19 protein-coding genes and 1 tRNA gene are annotated in these 18,894 nt (G+C 34.5%); 11 read left to right on the top strand and 9 right to left on the bottom strand.

Annotated features, from left to right (window positions below; translation table 11 throughout):
- Positions 1–19: 19 nt before the first annotated feature.
- A complete protein-coding gene (locus WG904_RS16130) occupies positions 20–2,173 on the bottom strand; it encodes a glycoside hydrolase family 3 C-terminal domain-containing protein (RefSeq protein WP_339580366.1) in 2,154 nt (717 codons plus the stop codon).
- 186 nt (positions 2,174–2,359) lie between these two features.
- Between WG904_RS16130 and WG904_RS16125 the strand changes: the two genes are divergently transcribed.
- Together WG904_RS16125 and WG904_RS16120 are read left to right on the top strand one after the other, a co-directional pair.
- Positions 2,360–2,432: transfer RNA gene (locus WG904_RS16125), tRNA-Lys, on the top strand.
- Between the two features lie 315 nt (positions 2,433–2,747).
- Entirely contained in the window at positions 2,748–3,647 is a 900-nt protein-coding gene (locus WG904_RS16120) for a site-specific integrase (RefSeq protein WP_339580365.1), read from the top strand.
- Positions 3,648–3,720: 73 nt separating this feature from the next.
- Here the strand turns inward: WG904_RS16120 and WG904_RS16115 are convergent, their stop codons facing one another.
- The gene (locus WG904_RS16115) at positions 3,721–4,776 is read right to left on the bottom strand and encodes a sensor histidine kinase (protein WP_339580364.1); all 1,056 of its coding nucleotides are present in this window, start codon (positions 4,774–4,776) and stop codon (positions 3,721–3,723) included.
- Between the two features lie 92 nt (positions 4,777–4,868).
- Here WG904_RS16115 and WG904_RS16110 point away from each other — a divergent pair, with 92 nt between their 5' ends.
- Positions 4,869–5,021 (top strand): hypothetical protein, encoded by a 153-nt coding sequence (locus WG904_RS16110; RefSeq protein ID WP_339580363.1) that lies wholly within the window; start codon positions 4,869–4,871, stop codon positions 5,019–5,021.
- On the opposite strand, the gene WG904_RS16105 is transcribed toward WG904_RS16110, so the two are convergent.
- Positions 5,018–5,737 carry a LytR/AlgR family response regulator transcription factor gene (locus WG904_RS16105; protein ID WP_339580362.1) on the bottom strand — a complete coding sequence of 240 codons (720 nt, stop codon included), beginning with the start codon at positions 5,735–5,737 and terminating at the stop codon, positions 5,018–5,020. The genes WG904_RS16110 and WG904_RS16105 overlap by 4 nt on opposite strands.
- Before the next feature lie 174 nt (positions 5,738–5,911).
- Between WG904_RS16105 and WG904_RS16100 the strand changes: the two genes are divergently transcribed.
- From WG904_RS16100 to WG904_RS16065, 8 genes are all read left to right on the top strand, one after another.
- Entirely contained in the window at positions 5,912–6,376 is a 465-nt protein-coding gene (locus tag WG904_RS16100) for a hypothetical protein (RefSeq protein WP_339580361.1), read from the top strand.
- A gap of 33 nt (positions 6,377–6,409) precedes the next feature.
- Positions 6,410–6,634 carry a hypothetical protein gene (locus WG904_RS16095; RefSeq protein WP_339580360.1) on the top strand — a complete coding sequence of 75 codons (225 nt, stop codon included), beginning with the start codon at positions 6,410–6,412 and terminating at the stop codon, positions 6,632–6,634.
- Positions 6,635–6,676: 42 nt separating this feature from the next.
- Positions 6,677–6,907, top strand: a complete 231-nt coding sequence (locus WG904_RS16090; protein ID WP_339580359.1) for a hypothetical protein — start codon at positions 6,677–6,679, stop codon at positions 6,905–6,907.
- Positions 6,908–7,125: 218 nt separating this feature from the next.
- Positions 7,126–7,350 (top strand): hypothetical protein, encoded by a 225-nt coding sequence (locus WG904_RS16085; RefSeq protein WP_339580358.1) that lies wholly within the window; start codon positions 7,126–7,128, stop codon positions 7,348–7,350.
- 116 nt (positions 7,351–7,466) lie between these two features.
- Positions 7,467–7,691 carry a hypothetical protein gene (locus WG904_RS16080; protein ID WP_339580357.1) on the top strand — a complete coding sequence of 75 codons (225 nt, stop codon included), beginning with the start codon at positions 7,467–7,469 and terminating at the stop codon, positions 7,689–7,691.
- A 25-nt stretch (positions 7,692–7,716) separates the two neighbouring features.
- Positions 7,717–8,865, top strand: coding sequence for a DUF4221 family protein (locus WG904_RS16075; RefSeq protein WP_339580356.1), 1,149 nt, complete (start codon positions 7,717–7,719; stop codon positions 8,863–8,865).
- A gap of 122 nt (positions 8,866–8,987) precedes the next feature.
- Positions 8,988–10,199 (top strand): DUF4934 domain-containing protein, encoded by a 1,212-nt coding sequence (locus tag WG904_RS16070; protein ID WP_339580355.1) that lies wholly within the window; start codon positions 8,988–8,990, stop codon positions 10,197–10,199.
- 3 nt (positions 10,200–10,202) lie between these two features.
- Complete coding sequence (locus WG904_RS16065; protein WP_339580354.1) at positions 10,203–13,019, top strand: outer membrane beta-barrel protein; 2,817 nt, start codon at positions 10,203–10,205, stop codon at positions 13,017–13,019.
- A gap of 872 nt (positions 13,020–13,891) precedes the next feature.
- On the opposite strand, the gene WG904_RS16060 is transcribed toward WG904_RS16065, so the two are convergent.
- The 6 genes from WG904_RS16060 to WG904_RS16035 form a co-directional block, all read right to left on the bottom strand.
- On the bottom strand, positions 13,892–14,674 hold the full coding sequence (locus WG904_RS16060; RefSeq protein WP_339580353.1) for a DUF3108 domain-containing protein: 783 nt from the start codon (positions 14,672–14,674) through the stop codon (positions 13,892–13,894).
- A gap of 159 nt (positions 14,675–14,833) precedes the next feature.
- Positions 14,834–15,916: a serine hydrolase domain-containing protein gene (locus tag WG904_RS16055; protein WP_339580352.1), complete on the bottom strand. Its 1,083-nt coding sequence runs from the start codon at positions 15,914–15,916 to the stop codon at positions 14,834–14,836.
- A 12-nt stretch (positions 15,917–15,928) separates the two neighbouring features.
- The gene (locus tag WG904_RS16050; RefSeq protein ID WP_339580351.1) at positions 15,929–16,276 is read right to left on the bottom strand and encodes a hypothetical protein; all 348 of its coding nucleotides are present in this window, start codon (positions 16,274–16,276) and stop codon (positions 15,929–15,931) included.
- A gap of 33 nt (positions 16,277–16,309) precedes the next feature.
- A complete protein-coding gene (locus WG904_RS16045) occupies positions 16,310–16,948 on the bottom strand; it encodes a hypothetical protein (RefSeq protein ID WP_339580350.1) in 639 nt (212 codons plus the stop codon).
- A 63-nt stretch (positions 16,949–17,011) separates the two neighbouring features.
- Positions 17,012–17,401: a hypothetical protein gene (locus WG904_RS16040; protein WP_339580349.1), complete on the bottom strand. Its 390-nt coding sequence runs from the start codon at positions 17,399–17,401 to the stop codon at positions 17,012–17,014.
- A 22-nt stretch (positions 17,402–17,423) separates the two neighbouring features.
- Entirely contained in the window at positions 17,424–18,725 is a 1,302-nt protein-coding gene (locus WG904_RS16035; protein ID WP_339580348.1) for a carboxypeptidase-like regulatory domain-containing protein, read from the bottom strand.
- Between the last annotated feature and the right edge of the window lie 169 nt (positions 18,726–18,894).

Raw genomic sequence — 18,894 nt, 5'->3', positions numbered from 1 at the left:
GCACCTCGCAATAAAGAAATTACTTGATTTCAAAACTACCTAGCAATTCGGCCTTGGCCGATGATGGCCCAATCAATAATTTAACCTTACCCGTTATGGTTCCCAAATCATCTTTAGCATCAACATAATGTTGTATATCTGTATAGTTTAATTCGAAGTTTACTGCTTTCGTTTCCCCTTTTTTAAGGTGAATTCTTTTAAAGCCTTTTAGTTCTTTTAGTGGATAATGATCGCCCTCTTGCTTAATGTAAAGCTGTACCACTTCATCGCCATCGTAAACGCCTGTATTACTAACGGTTAAATTTATTCGTAATGGTGATTTGATGGTTAAAATTGAACTCGATAACTTTAAATTTCCATAGGTAAAATGAGTATAACTCAATCCAAATCCGAACGGGTAAAGCACCGATTTAGTAACATAGCGATACGTTTTACCTTCCATACTATAATTGTCGAATGCAGGAATATCTGCAATTGATTTATAAAAAGTAATCGGCAATCTCCCTGCTGGATTATAAATACCTGAAAGGACATCCCCAATGGCTTGTCCGCCTCTCTCGCCACCATACCAGCCTTCTACTATGGCATCAAGGTTTTCATTTTCCCAGTTAATGGATAAGGCACTTCCATTTAATAACACCAGAACAATCGGTTTTCCTAACTTCTTTAATTCCTTTAACAAATCGGTTTGTACTTGAGGCAAGTTTAAATCCGTTTTATCACCACCTAAAAAGCCAGGTACTTTAATCTTTAAGTCTTCACCCTCTAAACGCGGCGAAATACCACCCACAAAAACAATAACTTCGGCCTTTTCAGCTACAGTCAATGCTTCAGTGTATTCTTTTCGGCGATTGTACCCGGGTGTATCGATTACTACGCATCCTTTAGCATAGGTTATGTTTGCGTTAGGAAAAGCCATTTTCATCCCCTCTAGAGGGGTAACAATGTGTTTAGGTGTACCGTTATAATTGCCTAATAAAACTTCGGCATCGTTCGCATTCGGACCAATTAGGGCAATCTGTTTTAATCCATTCTTAAGTGGTAAAATACCGTTATTTTTAAGTAATACTATCGATTCTCTAGCCATAGTTAAGGCTTGCGCCTGATGAGCTTCATTGTTAACCACATTGTAAGGAATATTGGCGTAGGGGTTACTCGCATCAGCATCAAAAAAACCAAGTTTAAATTTAGCTCTTAGTAAGCGAGCAACCGCAGTATCTAATTCACTTTCTTTTAATAAACCTTGTTTAATTGCTGGAATTACAGCTTTGGTATAGCCATAACATTGATTATCGGCCCCTGCCTTAATGGCTTGTGCAACCGCCTCAATGCTATCCATCGCCGTTTTATGGAACATATAAAAATCGTACACTGCTCCGCAATCTGTTGCTACAAAACCTTTAAAACCCCATTTGTTTCGTAAAATATCGTTTAATAAAAAGGCATCACTACAACAAGGTTTACCATATAGGCGGTTATAAGCACACATGAAAGAATATACATGCCCCTCTTGGGTTAACATTTTAAAGGCAGGCAAATAGGTTTCCCATAAATCGCGTTTACTTGGCTTTGCATCAAATTCATGCCTAGTAGGTTCAGGACCACTATGTACTGCAAAATGTTTTGCGGTGGTAATGGTTTTAAAATAAGTTGGATTATCGCCCTGCATACTTTTCACAAAAGACACCCCCAATTTACCTGTTAAATAGGGATCCTCGCCAAAGGTTTCGTGGCCGCGCCCCCATCTGGGGTCCCGAAAAATATTTACATTAGGCGAATAAAAAGTTAAACCTGTATACTCTCCCCTGTTCCCATCTCGTATAAATTGATGATGTTTTGCCCTTGCTTCGTCGCTCACCATGGTACCCATGGTAAACATACTTTGTTCGTTAAAAGTGGCAGCCAAACCAATAGGTTGAGGAAATGAAGTAGCTAAGCCGGCTCTTGCTACACCGTGTAAAGCTTCGTTCCACCAATTATAAGCAGGGATTTGCAATCTTGGTATTGCTGGTGTTCGATTATCCATTTGCAAGGCTTTTTCCTCTAAAGTCATGCGTTTTAATAAATCGTTAACACGAGTTTCGAGTGGTAGCTTTGGGTTTAGATAAGGTAATTGCTGTGCGAAAGTAGCATTACAGATTAATAGAAGGAAAAAAGATAGCTTAGCGTTCATAATTGATTTATTGGCGGTAAGTTCGCTATTTAAGGCGAGAATTTAAAAGAACACACTTGCATTTATTAAATTAATTCCCTTATAAATCAGTAGTGTACGAAGAGGTGTTAAAAAAATCTTGCATTAAAGGGGTTATAATTCTATATTTGCACCACTTTAAAGAAAAGTATTAACAATTCTTTAAACGATTCCGTAGCTCAGCTGGTAGAGCATTACACTTTTAATGTAGTGGTCCTGGGTTCGAATCCCAGCGGGATCACAAGATTCAACATCAAAACGACACAAAACCCTGCAAATCAAATGATTGCAGGGTTTTTGTTTTTAGGGAAAACACCAAATTATGCACCAATTCTCATATAAATGGTGAGTGATTCGGTGAGTAGTTTTGAAATATTGTACGACTCACCGAATAAGTTATAACTAATTGTAAAACAACTAGTTCAGTAACTGTACATCTTGTAAACATCATTCTGCAAAGCTAAGTTTACATCGTTAATTAAATTGTTTTTTAATGGCGATGTAGCTCTCGTCCCGAAAATCGGGTCTCGGGTTGTTTAACTAAAATCATTGAATGATGAAAACTAATTTTAGCCTGCTCTTCTACATGAAGAAGCAAAAGAACTACACCAAGGGCATTGCCCCTATCTACATGCGTATTACCGTCAATGGAAAAAGGGCAGAATCTGCAACTGGCAGATACTGCGAACCTGAACGCTGGAATTGCAAATCTGGCAGGTCAATTGGTACGAAAGAGGATTCCAGATCGTTGAACTCATTCCTAGATCAATTGCAAAATATGGTCTATAATGCACACGCAACACTTCTCAAATCTGGACATCAAATTACTGCCGACTCAATCAGGAACATCTTTATGGGCAGGGAGGTTAAATCACAAACGTTGATACAGGCCATCACCGAGCATAACGAAAAGGTGGAGACTCTTGTTGGAAAGGAATTTGTACAGGGAACTCTCAACAGGTACAAGGTACTTAAAAAGCACTTGGAGATTTTTTTAACTTTTAAGTATCAAGTTAAAGATCTTGATATGAGGAATGTTGATGTCGCATTTCTGAATGAGTTTGACTATTACCTAAGGTCAGAGAAATCCTGTGCCAACAACTATACCGTTAAAATGATCAAGAACCTTGGCAAGATCATCAATATCAGCTTTGAAAATGGACATATCCAGACCAATCCATTTGCTTTTTATAAGGGGAGAACTAAAAAGGTAGACCGCTATTTTCTCAATCAGGAAGAAATACAGATAATAGCAAACAAGAAATTCGCTTCCGAAAGACTGGATATGATTCGGGACGTATTTCTTTTCTGCTGTTTTACGGGACTAGCCTATGCCGATGTAAAAAAATTACATCACTCCCACATCAGCAAGGGCATTGATGGCGAACGCTGGATCATCAAGAACCGCCAAAAGACCAATACAAGATCTGCCATAGGTTATTTTCATAATGATTAAAACTTATTAAACTATCTTAATAAATATATCATTAAATGCAAAAATCTGACTATTTTAAATCTTTTTTATTTATTTAGATGCCTTGCACAAACAGTCTAGTTCTATATAACATTCCCTGTTGCCCATAAGTGAAAACGTAGCGATCTCCATAAGTCAATTCCAATCTTGAAATTATATTTACGAGACCTGTACTTTCAACTCGATTATCATAAAGTCCACCACTTTTTGGCAGGTTGCAGGTAATAACCTCCAAGCCTTCTATATCACTTTTTACTATAATTTCCCCTGGGTATTCTTTGTTAGTCAAATCCCCATGCTTAAATAAGTTTTCTACCAACGTAAGCAACACAATGGGGAGTATCAAAATATGCTCGCGTTCTAGTTCAGTTCGATAGTTGATATGTAAGCTGTTGCCAAATCGCAATTGATTTAGACTAATTATATTTTCTATCTGTTTAAGTTCCTGATCAAGTTCAACAAATCCGTCCTTGGCACTGCCTTTTTCCATTGCAAAGGTCATAATTTCCGAAAGCTTGATGATGGCTTCGTCTGCCTGGTCTGGCCGATTTTTGGCAGCATACTTTACAAAGTTCAATGTATTAAACAGAAGATGTGGATTAATCTGGGAACGCAAAAAATCCATTTGCGCTTTTGTAAGCTCAAGATTTAGACGTTCCATTTCAATAGCTTCTTGCATTTGTTGCCGAAGTTTATCCATATAAGAAATCATAAAATAATATCCAGTTGAGAAAAGGATAAAAAGCGATCCACGCCAAATTATTGAAATATAGACTCGCCAATCAAATATAAGTGGTTCTTTTCGCGCATTAATTATATGGAGAAAATTACTAAAGAAAATGGACAGCACAACATATATTCCCATTTCCAATACAAGTAATAAAGGCAAACGCAAAAGTGATGATGGAATATTCCTAAAGGAACTTCGCATCACAATCAAAGCATGGGTATAAAACAAACCGACATTGAGAAAATAGAAAAAAAGATAGTAAAGAAAATGACTATATCTTCCTGAAAGGGCTCTGGACACTAAAACCTCATACCCAATATAAATACTCCAGCACAAAATATGCAACCAAGCCCGCCTATTATTCCATTTTATTGATTTCATATAATATTTCTGATGGTTAATATAATAAAGATGCGGATGAAATTCTGATGAAATATCCTTGGTTTTAATTAAAAAACAAAACCATTGATATTATGAAAAAAGCAAAACTTACAAAAAAAACACTCATCTTTTATTCAAAAAGCACTTCGGGTAAATATTACTTCGAGACTGACCCCACTACGTCAACCATTACAACAACAACCTTAACTGGTATCTTTAATAATGTAAAAAAGTTAAGCAGTTAAGAATTTAAGGTGCGTTTCCTTAGAAATTCGTGAAACGCATCTCTATATTTTTCACCAATTGTGAATGCTCCACCATCATTCAGTTTTACTACGTGGCCATCCACCCTATCCACAAAATTTAAATTTATAATAGAGGATTTAGAAATTCTGAAAAAATTAGCTTTCTTCTTTAATATGTCTTCCAGTTTTTTTAAGCCTACATATGTAATTTCATCTCCTTTTAACGTATATATTTTAACATAATTCAACATGGCCTCAATACGGACTATATTGCTGAGTGTTAATTTAATAAAAGCATTCTTATGGCTACCTTTAATAAAAATAAGATCTTGATCAACATCCCTCTTCGGATTTCTTATATCCAGTGTTATTTCTGCAATCTTGGTAACAAAAGCTTCTATACTAACTGGTTTTAAAAGATAGCCTGCTGCGTTAACACTGAACGCATCTATGGCAAAATTTCTATGCGCAGTAACATATATCAAGTAATCACAATATGTCTTTAAGATATTCGCTGCAGAAATCCCATTTATAAGTGGCATATCAATATCCGAAAAGATGATGTCAACATGATGACCATCACTTAAAAATTCTACTGCATCGTTTACGTTATTAAACGAAGCGAGTAGCCCGATACCGGGAGTTCTTTTAATCATATCTTCTAGCTCACTTATGGCATGTGGCTCATCATCTATTATTATGCTGCAAATCTCCATTCAAAGGTTTTAAGGTCACCTACAATTATAATAATAAATTCGTTCATTCAAGTTGAGAAATATAAGCACTTCATATAATAATTGAGGTAGTTGATATAAAAAAATATCAAACAGAAAAAATTGTATTTAAATTGATTTGTATTCATTCACCTAATCAAATAATATTAAATTATCATGCAACGAATTTTTTTAGTATTACTTATATCCATTTTTTTCTCATGTGGATCAAAAAATGTAATGTTTGATGATAGTGATAAACTTGAAGCATTTATTAAGGTTAAAACAGGATCAAGTTTAAATGATAGCAAAACAAATAGTTTATTAATCATTTTGCAAAATGAAGATTGCATTTGTACAGACCCTGATATGCAACTGACTAAAGAATTATTTGAGGACGAAAAATTCAGAACTTTCAAAAAAATACTTATCGTTAAAAACAAAAATCATAAGGTTTTCAAAAAGATATCAAAGCGTACTATGGAAAACTTAGTATTGATATACAATGAAAATAATGATTTATTAAGTGCTGGTTACCTTGCTCTAACGGATAGAGTTATACGTTACGAGAATGGCAATTGTTCTTATTATGGGGATTTACATATTAAAAAACCAGCTGTAGTTAAAACAGAATTATTATAGAATTATTAACCAATAACTAAATTAAAATCAAAAATGAAAACAAAAATCAAACTATGGAGCCCATTGTCGGCTTTTGTACTAATTGTATTATGTACAATTTCAGTTAACGCTTTTGCAAAAACAGAAGAAACAGGGCAAACGTATACTACAGAAAAATGCGAGTACTTTTTAGGCGATGGCAGCGCAATTGATGGAACAAGATGTTATCCTCCTGATCCAAATGGACCTTGTGATAGACGCTCAAATTGTCACATATAGCATCAAACTAATAAATATTCATAAATAATTAATCCATTTAAAATGAAAAAGAAAATTAAATTTTTAGGCCTAATTTCAGCTTTTGCATTTATTGTAGTATCTGCAATATCTATGAAGAGCTTTGCAACCGAAGAAAACCCAGCCGAACGATACGATACAGATGCTTGTATAGTTCACTATGCAGATGGTGGATGGGCTCTTGGATCTAGATGCATAACCCCTAAAGCCTTGGGACCATGTACTAGAATCTCAGATTGTATATCATCAAACTGATATAGAAATTTTTGTTTGTAAAATTATTTGCAAAGGGAATTTATATATTCTTTTACAATGAAAGCATCATGAGTATACTGCTCACAACGAGAGGAATATACTCATGATAGCTTCATTACTGCTAAAAAACAAATAACATTTAATGAAAATAATGATTTATTAGGTGTTGATTAGCTTGGTTTAATGAATAGAGTTCAAGTAACAAATTACAAATCAAAATGAAAACAAAAATCAAACTAGGAAGCCTATTATCGGCTTTTGTATTAATTGCATTATGTACAATCTCAATTAAAGGTTTTGCAAATACAGAAGAAACAGGGCAAACGTATACTACAGAAACTTGTGAGTACTTTTTAGAGGATGGCAACGCAACAACTGGATCAAGATGTTACCCTCCTGATCCACTTGGACCTTGTACTGTGCGTTCAAATTGTCGTATATAAGTGATTAACTTCGATACAGGCTGGTATCATTATAAGTCTGGCTACATTTCTAACTTGATTTATTAAGTACCAATTAGCTTACCATTACGAATAGCGTTACAAATAACTAATTAAAAATGAAAAAGAAAATTAAATTTTTAGGTCTAATTTCAGCTTTCGTATTTATTGAAGTATTTGCAATAAATATGAAAAGCTATGCAACCACTGAAGAACCAGACAATCTTTACGATATTGAAGCTTGTTTTTATTTCCTTGAAGATGGTTCACCCGCTGTTGGAACTAGATGCATAACCCCCTCTGCCAATGGACCATGTATGAGAATCACAAATTGTATGCCTTAATCCTATCAAACTGCTATAGAAATTTATGCCCGTAAAATTATGTAAAAAGGGAATTTATATATTCTCACTTCTTATTCTTTTCTCTTGTAAACAGAAAGAAGATTACCAAATTGTTCGACCGAAACTATCCGATCAAAAAATTGCGTTAGATACCTCATATTTAGAAATTCAGATAGATAGTAATGGTCTTTTTGAGTATCCAACTTCGTCATATACTCAAAATGGCATATATTGTGGCTATAATTTCAAATCAAATTCACTAGATTTTTTTGACCTTATTCATAAAAAACAATTATTTAAAAGTAAATTGAAAACGGATAGTAAAATTGGATACATTGCTGGCTGTGCCCTTATAAATACAGATTCGGTATTCCTTTTAACAGATAATAGTCTCCTTCTTGCAAATAAAAAAGGAGAAATAACAAAGTCTACAAAGATAAATTTTGATTCACAGGACCCTTTTTTTAAAAAAAATTATTTAATTGAATTTCAAAGAAGCCGGAGTTTCCTTTACGATCCATCAAAGAGGAAAGTAATTGCCACCAACGTAAATCCCAAAGGAATGCGAGAAACGGAAGATTTTAATGCTTCTCCTGCTGTAGAAATTGGTATTAATGAAAAACTGAATTTTGAAGGTATTCCAATATCTTGGAGTAAATTATATCAAAGAGGCAATTACGGATATTTAATCAAGCCCTATCTAACTTCGATTCAAGAAAATCTAATTGTAAGTTTTCCAATAGACCCCAACATCTATGTTTATAATGAAAATAGTAAAAAGTTAAAAGTGTACGGAGGTTCACCAGATTTCAAAAGTTCCAATCCAATTCCTTTGCCTTTAGACCCAAAGTTCATAGATGATGCGGATAAAAAGATGATGCATTTATTTGAAAATATAAATTATGGAAAAATTATCTCTGAAGCTGATGGTAGATTGCATTATAGAGTTATCAAATCGGCATTGACTGGTGAGGATAAAATTAAACATGATTTTAGCAAAAGAAAAAATTCCTTAGTGGTATATAATAGTAAATTTGAAATTGTAAAGGTGCTAGATTTAAATGACTATAAATATGTAGTAGATGCAGCTTTCGCAATAAAGGATAATTTATATATACCCTGTATACGCGGCGCTAATAACTTAAGATTTAAAGTGTTTAAATTTAAAATATAATGAGAAATCAAATTTCTTTAAGCATGTATTAATTTACCGCTATCGAAGGGAATTGGATGCATTATATATTATATTAGTCATTTAATTAGCGTCATCACAATTAAAAAACAACTTATATACAGATGAAAAAAAAGTTTTATACGCTGCTAATCCTATCAACACTCTTTTTTGTAGCTAATGCCCAGGAAGATTATATTGATGTTTCAAAAACGCAAACATTAAGGTTAGACCCAAGGTCGACCCGAGGGTTAACCGTTTCGCAACTTTTCGATGAGGTAAAATTTGTTCCCCTTGAAACTACCCCCGAAAGTCTTTTTGGCAGAATATCTCGATTGGAAGTTGCGAATAACTGCTATATTATATCCGATCAGGATACCTACTGCATATTGCTGTTCAATCTGGATGGAAGTTTTAAGACAAAAATAAAACTGGAAAAGAAGCCCTTTAACTTTGAATATAGATTGATAGACGAACCTCTTGAGACTAAGATCTTTGTACAGAATGGCCTTACCGAGCTAACCTATGATCTAAATGGGAAACTGTTAAAAAAAGAAGATATAAAACAGAACGAGTTTAAAAGACCTTCATATTACCTTAAACCAGAGGGGATAGAAGTGAATCTCGAATATATTTTGGATGACAAGGTCTATGAAATTGCAGCGTTAAAAGATGGTAAGGTAATCTATAAGGTATTTCAGCACGAGAGGGATTATATTTCTAAACAACCTGATTTGCGAACACGTTCAACTTATCCCAACATGCCAAATGAACTGTTTTTTACAAGACCTTTTGAATACAATATATATAGGATTTCCCCAAAGGGGATCAAATTGGATTATAAACTTATTTTCCCCAGTGAATTCTCTTTAGCTGAAGGCTTCACAACCGTTTATGATAATTATATTAAAAGGTCAGATTTTAAGAATAAGAATAGAAAGATTTTTTATGGGCTAAGCAACCCAATCAAATCAGGAAACTATTTATTTTTTGGCGCCAAAGGCTTTGTTTCAACAAGGGGCGAAAAGAGAGATTTTGTATACAATTTTAAGACAAATAGTTTAATTGCATTGGTAGATATAGAGCCTGATGCACTTTCTTATTACCTACCGGTAACCTCGATTGCACTAAATCCTGACTTCAGCATGTCTGGTGGTTTTAGTTTATTCAAGAACAACTATATGTATACAAGCTTCTCTTCTCTCGATATGAAAGCGCTAAAAGACCAAAACCCCAATAAAAATGTGAAATACAATAGCGCATTGGCTAAGTATTTCGAAAACTATAAGAGTTCGAATAATCCGGTGTTGGTGGTGCTTAAACCTAAAAAGGATTGATAGATGAGGGTATGCACATGCATTCTATTTTTAACCATATTTGCTGTTCAAGCTGTTCATTCACAGCAAAAAACGGAAGTATTAGGTTCGGTAAAGGGAATAGTGCGTGATACAGCCAATAATTATGTGCTTAGGTCGGCCACGGCATCTATATACAAGGCTAGCCCACAAGATATTACGCTGTTAAGCTATCAGATCACCAATACTTACGGTGAATTCAATTTTACCAACCTGCCTTTAAATAGTCCGTTAAAACTGATCGTTAACAATGTGGGCTATCATGTGCTAATTAAAGAATTTTCAATTCCAGCCGACACAAAAACATTAGATTTAAAAACATTAATAATGTCAGAAAGAGCCACTTCCCTAAAAGAAGTTGTAATTTCTATACCGCCCATTAGCATGAATGGGGATACATTGGAATTTAATGCGGCTGCATTTAAATTGGATAGTAATGCGGTGGTAGAGGATCTTTTGAGGAAGATACCCAATATTGTAGTATGGGGTGATAACACCATCACCGTAAACGGACGTGAAATAAAAAAGTTAACGGTTAATGGAAAAGATTTTTTTGGTGGCAACTTTAAGGTAGCCACGCAGAACCTTTCTAAGAATGTAGTTGATAAGGTACAGGTTTTTAGCACGGCTATTTCGAATACGCTTGATTCGACCCTTAATATGAACATTAAGCTAAAAAAGGGACAGGAATTTGGGTACTTTGGCAAAATTGGGGCTGGCCGTGGTACGGATGGCCGATACGAAACAGATATGAGTATAAATGCATTTAGCCCCAAAATGCAATTCGGTATCGTAGCCGCTATAAACAATATCAATAAATTAGCAAATAATGTAAATACCATACTTACCAATAGCACCTTTAAGGGGGTTGGTACCGCTATAGAATATCGTCCGGATTTTAGCATGGGCGGAATTACCAGGTCAAAGGCTATAGGGTCTACCTTTACCTATAACTTTGTTGAAAAGCCTACACGTGTTGAACGGAATACCCTAAATGTTAATTACTTTTTTCGCGATAGGGATACAGAAAATGCTTCTAATGCCAGAACCATTACCGCTAGGGGAAATTTGGACAAGATTATTGACGACAATATAAACAACATCTTCTCCAACACCTTGGGGCATAAGCTCGATTCGAAATATGAATGGACTGAAAATAATCACGCATTAACTGTAAATCAGTCTTTTATTAACGACAGAACCCAAAATAATATCCAGACACAAAGTCGCTCACGTAACGAGCAAGATTTGGCGATAAGCAAGTATTCGGGCATCAATGCTACAGATGAAAATAGGAACACCTATAATCTTTCGATTAACTACGAGATGAAGGAAAAGCAGGGGAAGAAATTTAAAGGATTATCGACCACTTACAGCTTAGGTGTCGACAATAGAGAGGAGAAACGCTTAAACCAAACAGACTTCTTGTCGTTCATCACCCCCCTATCCAATCAACGTTTTAACCGAAAATACAATACCGACTTAAAAGAAGTAGATCAGGTATTAAATTTCTCACTTAACGATTTGAAAACGGTATTTTTTGACCGGACCAAATTTTCTGGCTTCGATTTTTCATTAAGTAATGATCTAAAATTAAACCATAAAAGGGAGGGCAATATAATTGAAGACTTTAATCCTTCTACTTCCTTGTATGAGCATAATCGGTACTTGACCAATAACGTAAGGACCAACACTACGGAAGATGCACCGGCATTAATAGTAAGCAAATCTATTAGGTCTACTTTGTCAGATCGGTTTGCTAAAGACTGGACATTCAGGTTAGTGGCGAGACATTTATTTATTTATCAGGAGAACAGATCGGACAAAGCTTTTCAAAATATCAATAGAACGTATAGCCAGTTTGCTCCTGAAGCATCCATTAATTATACAAACAGGCAATGGGGCAAATACAGCGAATACTATGACCTGAGTTTTAATACAGGCATAAAGGCGCCAACTTTACAGCAGCTTGCGCCATTGATAGACAGTACCTCAATAACTAATATACACCAAGGAAATTTGGACCTGCTTGCTGCTGTAAATAGAAATATCCAGCTTAGTTATAGGCATGAAGATCAGACTGGAAAAAATACCCTTAACTATAATTTTGCTTTCAATCTTAATTATCTACAAAATAATATTATTGATAGTGTTTTAATAAGTGATGATAACAGACGAAACATCTATCCGGTAAATGATTCACATGCCAATAATAATCTTAGTTTTAATGCAAATATCCGCAAGGCCTTGAAGTTAAAAACAGCTGAATTTCAGCTCGGTTTAACCACAATAATCGGTAAATCTAAAAACGGTGCTTATTTGAACGGAGGCTACACTTTTTCGGATAATTTGAATGCCATCATCAAGCTTAATACAAATTTCACGTATAAAGATAAGATTGCCCTTGAAGTTGTTCAATCGTATTCGATGTACAGCCTGAAACAGGCGGCATTTAACACAAAGTATAACGGTGTCCTTTCATCAACAACCCTCAGTTCCAGTTATAGGCCTACCAAGAAAATAACCCTGAATAGTGATATTACTTATAACCGGAATACATCGACAAATTTAGCTGCCATTGATTTTACATTATGGAATGCAAGTGCAACCTGTAGGTTTTTAAAAGGAAATAACCTTGAACTTAAACTTTCTGCCTTGGATCTTCTGCGCCAGAATAGCAGCATCATCAATGAAGGAAGTTCGACCAATTTTACCGTTGGCACAAGAAATGTGCTGAAACAATATTTTATGACAACGGTTTCATATTATCCAAGGCACTTTGGGAAAAAGCAAAAGCAGTAAGGATAGTTAAAACGTATCCACTGTAAATTATGCCAATAAAAAAACTAAAAGTCCAAGATCTTATTAGCTAATTGATCAATTTTTGTTATCTTTAACTAATAGCATTTGCAGCTAAAACGTATATAAAAAAGGTGAGTGATTCGGTGAGTACTAAATCAAAAAGCCTCAGAATATTGAATAAACCCATAGAATTCGACTAGGTTCGAATCCCAGCGGGATCACAAGAATTCAAAAACCTTTCAGAAATGAAAGGTTTTTTTGTTTAATATCCCCATCCCGATGGGGTTCGAACTGAAGGGTTGGCCAGGGTTCGATTTGAAAAAGGCACAGGGCCAAGTGCGGGCGTTGTGGGGCTGTGCCAATCCCAGCGGGATCACAAGAATTCAAAACCTTTCAGAAATGAGAGGTTTTTTTGTTTAATATCCCCTTCCCGATGGGGTTCGAACTGAAGGGTTGGCCAGGGTTCGATTTGAAAAAGGCACAAAGTTGAAAGTTGGCTTACCTATAAAAATAAGCCAGTCTTTAACCAACTTGTAATCTGAATTGTATATAAATACTTTTTCGGTTGCATCCATATTGGGCTTGTCGGGATTGATTGACTTTTCAGCAACAGCTAAACCATTTTTAAACTCGTATTCCCAACTGACATAATAACAGCATTGCCCACTTCCGTCAAGTTTTTGAAAAATATATTCTATTCAACTTTATCAACGTCTCGACTGATTTTGCGATACATCCTGTCTTCAGCAATATTTAACTGCTGTATGTGATAGAGTCTAAAAGAAATAATAGTATAGTTGAAAATATCTTCATTTTTAATTGGTTTTTTTATGCTTCAAGTGCCTTTTATTTTTACAGTTGATGTACTTTTATCAGTCAATAAACCCAAGCTTTATTTTATAACGGTACATTTTTCCATTTACTTCCTGTTCCAGTTTAAGCACTTCTTTTGTTTTCTTGCTAATCCAAAATTTTTCTTTATTTCCTGTTGTTTCATGAGTTAACATCCAACAGGCAACCTTTTCATTATCATATCCCGTTAACTGGTCTTCTCCCGAAACAGTGTAGAAAATATTATCAGGCTCTTTATATCCTGCTTCGTAGAAAGGTATGGCATAGGTTGTTCGGAATGCAAGTGGCAGTGTAGAAAAAACTTCAAGGTCTAAATGCCAGTTAAGATGATAAGAATCCGCAGCTTTTAAAAAGCCTTCATATAACTGCCTGTCATTTATTGAACTATCTTTTAAGGCCTCATTTCCATTAATGATTATCTGCTTTGTTGCATAGTTATACACCGAGGTTAATATTTTACCTCTTACTTTCCACCAGCTTTCGTGAAATAGGGGTTTGAATGTTTGGGCATCACAGATTGATTTTGCAGTGTGTATAATACTATCTTTGTCTTCCCAGGATTGATAAACTTCTATTATATTTCTTTTGTTATCAGTCTTTCTTTTTACCTCTCTCGTCCAAAACTGTGTCATTGTGCGTGTTGCCTCTTTATGTTCTTTGTAATAGACCAAATAGACACTTTTTCCTTCTTTTAAGTTATCAACCTTTATGTTCTTTGGATTGATATAAACAGTATCACTTTTTTGAGCGAAACTAATATTGCTTATCAGGATAAGGCTTAATATATAAAGATAAAATTTCATTGTTTTCTGTTAATAGTTTAGTTGTTTCTTGATTGCTTACCGGGTAGTGTTTGATATTATTTCTTTTGCTTGTTCTTTAGCTAAGCTATCATTTCGGATAAATCCTAAAAGTGAAGCTCCAATTCCAAAAAGTTCATAATCGTATTTTTCAAATAATATTTAACTGCCGTAATTTTCTTTCAACTTTCGCATCAAAAGTCTTACACCTTGCTGTGTTTGTTGGTTAAAGGAATTCGTGAAAATTATGTAAGCAATGTTTTTTGTTCTGTCTATATGCACAATTGTGAAGTAAGTAAAAGCGCCAGTTCCTGAATGCACAGACAGCTCTTTCCTATTTTCATAGACATTGAACCATCCTAATGAATAATTTTCTATGCCTTTGTGAATAAATCTATAAGTTCTTGATTTTAGGTAATTGTCTTGTCCTTCAAGTCCTAATAAATTGAGTTGGATAAATTTGACATAATCGACGAGTTTTATGTTTAAATCACCTGCTGGCTCGGTGTAATCTAAGTGATAATTCCAGTCTGAAGAAACGGGTTTCAGGCTATCATTTTCTGTAAGATGTCCCCAAGTATCTTTTATTTTTTGATTTTCAGGCCAGGATAGCTTCACGTTTAATTTCAAATCTTTATTAAAGACTTTTCGCACGAGTTCTTCCCAGCTTTTACGGGTCACCTTTTCCACCATTAAGGTCGCCAATGTATATCCCGCATTTGAATAAATGAACGGATTATGGTCGTCAGGTTTTACGGGTTCTAAGGTTAGTACAAACTGACTGAATTGTTTTCTTTTTTCAGGGTTGGTTCCTTTATAATCGGGGATTTGAGGGTCATTTTCTCCCTGAAAGGGTTGAATTCCTGCTTTATGTGAAAGCAAATCTTGTAAGGTAATATTTGCATATTCAGATTTGCTTTTTTCTTTCCATTCTGGAAATAAATCAAAGAATTTAGTCGTCCATTTTAGTTTTCCTTTTTCCACATACCTGGCGATAATAAAAGCTGTCATCGCTTTGGTATTTGAGCCGATATGGAAACGGTCGTCTAAAGTTGCAGTATCTGGAAGATTGATGGAGTGCTTACCCAATACTGCAATTTCTAAAGTAGATTTTGAATTAACTACTGCATAACTTATTTCAGGAATGTTATAAGCATTACGAATAGTGTCTGCAAATTGAACCGTTCGTTGTCCGTAGCTGATTGTTGAAACTGTTAATAGAAATATTGTGGCTATTTTTTTCATATGATTTAGGTTTTATATTCCCATTTTATTTTTCATTGTCATCAAACTGATAAAAATAGTAATTGACAACAATGTACCTAAAGGAAGATACCATAATGTAAACAATGAAATTATCAGCCCGAAAATATATGCCCAACTTTGTGTTGTACATAAAGCATAAACCCAAATGAGCCACAGTATACCGAAAGTAATAAAAATCGGTCCTAGTTTGAAGACATCGATGTTTAGTTTATAGAATAAATTTGCCCAAGGCCCAGGTTTATCCGTCCCAATAAATTTTCCTTTAAGCATTACAAATACTCCATCAACTAGCATGTATCCGCCATTCAGAAGCCCGAGCATTGTCAAAAATATTTTCATCTTGTTATTAGTTCCTTTTTATTTACGCATCCGTTAGTGGTCCGTAATTGTTTTTATTTTGTATTTATTCAGTAACACGTTTAACGGCTCTACATTGTGCTTTTTTCTTTCTTCATCATTTGCCAAAGTTGTATCAATAGGAGCCAATAACATTTCACCAGTTTTGTCATCAAATACAAATTGAGTTCCGAATTTTTGGTAGCCAAATGTGAATAAAAGGTATCTGTCATAATTTAAAGCCACAATTCGTGGAATGTTCTCTTGCCTGATTGTTAAAGTATCTTTTTCCTTTTCGAGTTGAGATAGCGCAGCTGAAGATAACTTGTAAGCCAACAGAAAATTTTCAGGGCTTATACTTGTTAATTCTCCTTCACAAAGTTTAGCTGCCGTGTGCTGTAAAATCCAAGCAGCCCTAATTTTATCCTTACTCGTTAAAACCTTATTTTCGGCAAGTAACTGAAATATTTGCTCACGGTGTATTTTATCATAATTCTCTAAATTAACAGTATCTGTTTTTGCGTCAAGTTTTCGTATTTCAACATCATTAAGATAAAGTGATTTGATTAAGGCGTTGTCTTTTATATCTAATACCTGCATATTATTTTTAATTGAACAGCCAATGATAGAAATGAAAAGAAAAAAAGAAAAAAATTTTACTGTAAATTTACTCATACATTTTTAGACTATTATTTTCTGCTCATAATGAATACAGATACTGATTTTAATACTAACTTTTTAAAAAACCACTACCGGTGCTGCTTTTGTAAAACTGCCCGACGCATCTGCCGTAGCAACAGTAGGTGTGCCTACAACTATATTTCCTCTTTTTATAATTAGTGTTACTTGTTGCCCGGCTGTACCTCCATTTCCTGAAACCGCAATATTAGCGGCTGTTACATTTGAATTGTATGTGATTTCTCTATCCCAAGACAAAATGTTAATCTGTTCATTGCTTGTTCCGCCATTGGCTGTAGTGTAGGAAACTATGAGATTAGTACCTGAAAAATTGCCAGTTAAGCTATAATGAAGTGTGCGCGATGTGTTTATAGTTTCTTTGTCGTCATCTTTACTACACGAATAAAAAAATGTAAGTAAAGTGAATACTATCAATGCTATTTTTTTCATAATACAGATTTTAGGGTATTTATTATAATGTCTTTTTTAGTTTTACCTCTACCTTTTCGCCTTCTTTTTTAATACTAACCACTTTTTGAATATTTGCAGTAGAATTTGATGAGTAAGAAAAAACGCTGGTGTAAACCTCATCGCCCTGATAGGTGCCGTTTACAATTACGGAAGCTCTGCCAGTTTCTTCTGTTTGACGAGATGTGTGCTTATAACCAAAGGCTGTTACGAGCAAGTATTCTCCGGGCTTTAAATTAGTAAATTCAAAATTACCGTCGTCATCATATACAGTTGTTCTTTTAAAACAGTCAAAAGCATCTTTTGGTAACGGTATTGGTTTTGCATTTTTAATTTCGTGTTGTTTTTCGTTTCGTGAAATCCATTCTTTGAAATAAGCTGTATATGGAATTAAAACAATTTCAGTTCCTTTGGCTGCATATTGTTTTTTATTGATGTTAAGCACAGCCATTCCTTTTAACCCGCCTTCGTTTTCATTATCACGGGCAAAAGCAGTACCTTTAATTACAGCGCTTCCATTTTGTACCATTGCAAATGTTGTTTTTTTATCAAACGGGGCTTTGAAAGGGTTAAAATCTGCTTCAATATTTGTCATTGCTATTTTATCTCCTTTGGCAGAAACGATATTGATCTTCCATATCCTCCTGTTAGCTTTGTCAATAAAATAGTCGAAACGATGTCCCGTATTTCCTTCTAAAACAGCTACTTTCCAAACTTTATGCTCTCCTGTAAGGTGGGAAGTGTGTACATCACTTTTTACTTCAATAATTTCTATATGATGTGTTTTAGCCTTATCAGTTGCTTCATAATCAAATATGGGCATTATTGCTCTGTACCCAACATCTAATGGAAGCATTTGAATGATGTATGGATAAACCGAAACATCAAAGCAATTTTTGGGTAAATCTTCATTGATTAGCTTTTTCTTTTTTGATTTCTTATCCAAAAAGAAGCCTGTTATCCTATTTGAAAAAGATAAAGACAAGGTTCTTTCGTCCCTGTCTGAGTAACTGCTTAAAGGCAAGAAACTGTTTGCATCTGCTACAAAATTTTCAGTCCATTGGATATTTGTTTTTGTAAAAGAAAGTGAGGTATTCACCTTCAACTGGTTTTTTACAAAGGTCAGTTCAGTAAAATATTGGCCAAGCGGCACCCATTTATTATTGTAATTAATGGTATAAGCCATCGTGTAGGTACCTGGTTTAAGCAGAAATGTATTAATAGATTTATCACCCGGTAAAACAGTTACTTGTGCAAAGCAAACTGTTTGTAAAAACACGAATATAACAGTCCATAATTTTTTCATTAGATAATGTCTTTTGTACAGGCAATTTTATAAAGATTGGATGTTTTAATCCGTTAACTTAAGTTAATAAAGTAAAATAACTTTCATTTTCCATTCAAGAAGTAGGATATCATCAACAAATAATTTTGCTATACTGTATATCCTTTTCAGCATATTTCTCAAGGTATAG

The organism is Pedobacter anseongensis (genome assembly GCF_037482965.1).
GTDB lineage: Bacteria > Bacteroidota > Bacteroidia > Sphingobacteriales > Sphingobacteriaceae > Pedobacter > Pedobacter anseongensis.
Note: the sequence above shows the minus strand (reverse complement) of the source record. Positions and strands in the feature narration are given on the sequence as shown.